This window comes from Synechococcus sp. H55.11, assembly GCF_047462475.1.
Taxonomy (GTDB): Bacteria; Cyanobacteriota; Cyanobacteriia; order Thermostichales; family Thermostichaceae; genus Thermostichus.
The window spans coordinates 1-4,046 of the sequence record NZ_JANSJI010000257.1; the positions used below are offsets into that span (position 1 = coordinate 1).

Consider the following 4,046-nt stretch of genomic DNA (forward strand, 5'->3'; position numbering starts at 1 on the left):
TCCCTGAGGGATCCCCTCACCCCCAGCCCCTCTCCCTGAGGGAGAGGGGAGTTAGAGCGGCGCGTTGGCGACAGCGTTGCGGAGCAATAACGAGGTAACCAACCGTTCCATCGCCATTGGACTGGATTGAATGACCATAAAACAGAAAACATGTCAAAGCTTGACGAAATTGTAAGGAGCGGTGAAGTTGTTGTAGCGAATGCGCAGCCGCCCCTGAAAGGTCTGGTCTAGCTCCTCCACTTTTTGGGCAAAAGCTGGCTCATCTTCCCAGTTGATCAAAAATGAGCCGTTGTAGGCCATGTTCTCCGTGAGCAGATCGCCTTCCACGCGGTCGCTGGCCAGGGGGCTGAGGGCCGCCGTGAAGGTTTGGGCGATGCGCTGACGCCGCTGCTCCAAAAGCTGCTCCAGAGCCCGTCCGATCTCGACTACCGCATCCAGACCCAAAGGGGCGCCGACCATCTCGTCCCGCCGGGCTTTCAGGGCGGGGTTTTCCTCCAGCCCCAATTGGAGCTCTTGCTGGGGATCCCAGAAGACCTTTACCCCCACCTCCCGTTTGCCCTCTAGGCGCTGCAGCAGGGTCAGCAGATCGGCCAGGCGCGGTTTGACCAGATCCTGCTCCACCTGATCCCAACTGCTCACCACCAGGCCAAATTGCAACGGCAGCAGGGCGCGGTGTCCCTCGTTCATCACGGTTTCTAGGACGGCTTCGTGGGCCAGCAGATTGGCCCGGCTGGCCAAGTAGCGCTCCTGGCGGGCCTGGGAATAGAGAAAGGCCAAAGATCCCAGCACGTGAACCCCCACCGGCTGCTTGTCCAGCCCCACCACATTCAGGTGGCGCGGGCCGGGGGCAGCAACGATCCCGTAGAGATAGAGGGCGCTATTGGGATTTGCCGTTGCCATGGCTGCGGGCATCTCCGATCAACCAGGTGAGGTTGGACTCTTCCGTGTCGATGGCATTGCCATCGGAGGAAATGCAGTAGCGACCCATCACCATCTGGTGGCGCAGCGTCACTCCTGCGGCGATTTGGGTGTAGTTAAAGATGAGGCTGCCATCCAGCGTACACCCTTCGTTCAACACACAGCCGTAGCCAATGGCCGTGGGGCCGATGAGCTTTACCCCATCCGCCAGGTAGGTGCTGGCCCCGATGTACACCGGTGGCTCAATGTGGATGCGATCCCAGTTGGCGCGGATGTTGATCCCTGTCCAGACGCCGGGCCGAATCTGGATCCCGGGCACCTTGACGCCTTTGATCTCGCCGCGCAGCACCTTCTGTACTGCCAGCCAGTAGTCATGGGTACGGCCAATGTCCACCCACTGGAAGTCGGCCTTGAGGCCGTAGAAGGGGGCGCCGGCTTTCACCAAGGCGGGGAAGAGATCGCTGCCGATGTCATAGGGGCAGCCGGGGGGGATGTAGTCCAGGACTTCTGGCTCGAACACGTAGATGCCGGTGTTGATGGTGTTGCTGAGGGCCTCTTCCTGCCTGGGCTTTTCTTGGAAGGCGGTGACCCGGCCCGTCTCATCAGTTACCACCACTCCGTAGCTGGAGACTTGGCTGGGATCCACCTCTCGCAACACCACCGTGGCCAATGCCCCCTTAGATTTGTGAAAGTTGACCACCTGGGTCAGGTTGAGGTCGATCAGCGCATCGCCGCAGAGCACCACGAAGGTGCTGTCAAAAAAGCCGGAGAAATCCTGGATCTTGCGCATGCCACCGGCGGATCCCAGGGGTTCGGCCACCGGCTGGCCGTTCTCGAAGTGGCCCTCGAAGGAAAAGCCGATGTGTACTCCCCACTGCTGGCCATCGCGAAAGTAGTCTTCGATCTGGTGAGCGAGGTGGCTGGTGTTGATCATGATCTGGTCGAAGCCATGTTCCCGCAGCAGCTCCACCAAGAACTCCATGACCGGCTTGTGCAGAATCGGGATCATCGGCTTGGGCATCATGTAGGTGATGGGCCGTACCCGTGTCCCTTTGCCGGCTGCCAGGATCATGGCTTTCATGCCGTCCTCTCTCCTCCGGGTTCATCGTGTTTTTATCATCCCAGGATCTGCGTTCTGGAAAACATCTGCCGAGTCTACCTCGCCGGCAAGAGGTCAGTTCCCTACAATTGAGGACGCAGGATCCCTGGTATCCACTTTCCTTCTTTAACTAAGCAGCATTCCCACTGCCCTTGTCCTTTTGCCAGAAGGGATCCCTAAGTGCCTATGTTGACAGCCACCAGCCCTCGGCCAGCTCCGAAGCCCAATACCCCGACGATCACCATTGCTCTGGCCAAGGGAGCCTTGTTGGCCGACGCTATCCGCTGCTTGCAACAGGTGGGGATCGATTTCAGTCGCTTTTTGGATCCCGGCAACCGCCTGCTGCGGATTGAATCGCCCACCCAGCTCAACGGGCAACGCTACGAGGCGCTGCTGGTGCGCAACCACGACGTGCCGGTGTACGTGGAATACGGACAGGCCGAACTGGGCATCGTCGGCTACGACATCTTGCGAGAGCGCTATGCCGGCAGCGAAGCGCGGGTGGCCCACCTGCTGGACCTGAAGTTCGGCTACTGTCGCATGTCGGTGGCCCTGCCCCAAGATAGTCCCTACACCTCGGCGGCCCAGTTGCCTCCCCATGCCCGCGTGGCTTCCAAGTTTGTCGGCTGCGCCCGCGAGTATTTTGACCGGTTGGATTTGCCGGTGGAAATTATCTCCCTCTACGGCTCGGTGGAACTGGCTCCCCTCACCGGCATGGCCGATGCCATTGTGGACTTGGTGGCCACCGGACGCACCCTGAGGGAAAACGGCCTGGTGGAACGGGACTGCCTTTTCGAGAGCACCGCCCGCCTGATCGCCCATCCCACCAGCTACCGCGTCAACCAACAGCCCATCGGCGAGCTGGTAAACCAGATTCGGGAGCGCTGGCTGGGATCCCTGGGCCCGTTCTGAGGTGGCCGCGAAAGGGTCTCACCCCTTTCTGGCCATCTGGCCGACTTTCCCTAGAGGGTGGGCAACTGGACTTGGCCAAGAAACTTCTGCGGGCTCAGCCAAAGAGGGGATCCCTATTGCGTACAATAGGGGCATTCAGGCTTATTCTCCCCAGCAGCATTGAGATTAAAACAGGTTTTTCGAGGTTGCTTATGCGGTACCGTCCACTACTCGCCATCCTGTTGGCGCTCTGTTTGAGCGTCTTTGCCCTGCCGGCGGCGGCTGCTAAGGCCCCGCTGACCTACGACCAGATCCGCAACACCGGCAAGGCCGCCATTTGCCCTTCCGTCTCCGACAATGCCCGCGGCCGCATCGAGGTGCCCAAGGGGGGATCCCTGAAGCTGACCGATGTCTGCTTCCAGCCGGTGCAGATTGAAATCGAAGAGGAAAAGCGGAACGGGGAAAAAGAGTTTATCAAAGCCAAAAACATCATGATCTCGGCGGCCACGCTGGGGCCGATTAAGGCCGAGGTCACCCCCAAAGACGGCGCGCTGGAGTTCAAAGTGGTGGATGGGATCACCTTTCAGCCGACCACCGGTCAGTTGCCCCGCCGCGAGCGGGTGCCGTTTCTGTTCAGCGTGAAGGACTTGGTCGCCACCGCCCAGGGAGCCGCCATCGACCCTTCGACCGACTTTGAAGGCGAGTTCTTGGTGCCCGGCTACCACAGCAGCACCTTCCTCGACCCGCGTGGGCGCGGCTCCAACGCCGGCTACGACACAGCCGTGGGGCTGCAGGCGGCCAAGGACGACTTCGCCACCAACCGCAAGGTGGACGAGGTTTCGCAGGGGAAAATGTCGCTGCGCATTGCCCGCGTGGATCCCAGCACGGGTGAGATGGGCGGCTCCTTCGTCAGCATTCAGCAGTCCAGCACCGAGCAAGGGGCACTGGAACCTCACACCGTCCGCGTCCAGGGCTTGTTTTACGCCCGCCTGGCGCAGGAGTCTTGAAGAGAGCCAATTTTGGGCTTGAGAGAGGCAGGGATCCGGTCGATTCCTGCCCATTCTTGTTGATACTCTGTCTGTCTCGGTTTGCCCGTTGGGGAAGGGGGCAGTGATGGCGGGATCCCACAGCGTTTGTT

At 60.5% G+C, this 4,046-nt stretch carries 4 protein-coding genes; 2 read left to right on the forward strand and 2 right to left on the reverse strand.

Translation table 11 applies throughout. From position 1 onward, the window contains the following. Positions 1 to 153: 153 nt before the first annotated feature. Positions 154 to 900, reverse strand: coding sequence for a GvpL/GvpF family gas vesicle protein (locus NW853_RS10315; RefSeq protein ID WP_414336049.1), 747 nt, complete (start codon positions 898 to 900; stop codon positions 154 to 156). Then, positions 878 to 1,999, reverse strand: coding sequence for a sugar phosphate nucleotidyltransferase (locus NW853_RS10320; RefSeq protein ID WP_414336050.1), 1,122 nt, complete (start codon positions 1,997 to 1,999; stop codon positions 878 to 880). Before NW853_RS10320 ends, NW853_RS10315 begins: the two co-directional genes overlap by 23 nt. A 204-nt stretch (positions 2,000 to 2,203) precedes the next feature. Between NW853_RS10320 and hisG the strand changes: the two genes are divergently transcribed. Both hisG and NW853_RS10330 read left to right on the forward strand, forming a co-directional pair. Continuing rightward, positions 2,204 to 2,929: an ATP phosphoribosyltransferase gene (gene hisG / locus NW853_RS10325; RefSeq protein WP_414348969.1), complete on the forward strand. Its 726-nt coding sequence runs from the start codon at positions 2,204 to 2,206 to the stop codon at positions 2,927 to 2,929. Positions 2,930 to 3,120: 191 nt separating this feature from the next. Continuing rightward, complete coding sequence (locus NW853_RS10330) at positions 3,121 to 3,915, forward strand: photosystem II manganese-stabilizing polypeptide (protein ID WP_414348970.1); 795 nt, start codon at positions 3,121 to 3,123, stop codon at positions 3,913 to 3,915. Positions 3,916 to 4,046: the final 131 nt, after the last annotated feature.